Raw genomic sequence first — 202 nt, 5'->3', positions numbered from 1 at the left:
ACCCTGTGTTTACAAACTGTGGAAGCACATTATTGGTGCAACCGCGTACTTTTTGTAGAACGGTCCGGCGAGTTACGTCGGCTGGCGAGGTTAAGGACGAGAGAGTCCGGAGCCGAAGGGAAACCAAGTCTTAATAGGGCCAGAGTCAGTCAACGTAGACCCGAAACCGGGTGATCTACCCATGTCCAGGTTGAAGTTGCCG

At 53.0% G+C, this 202-nt stretch carries 1 rRNA gene; it reads left to right on the top strand.

Features of this window, described 5'->3' with window-relative positions:
* A 23S ribosomal RNA gene (locus tag KTH89_RS24815) occupies positions 1 to 202 on the top strand; the annotation flags it as partial.

The organism is Diplocloster agilis (assembly GCF_019042275.1).
Classification (GTDB): domain Bacteria; phylum Bacillota; class Clostridia; order Lachnospirales; family Lachnospiraceae; genus Diplocloster; species Diplocloster agilis.
This window is presented reverse-complemented; position numbering and strand designations above follow the sequence as displayed.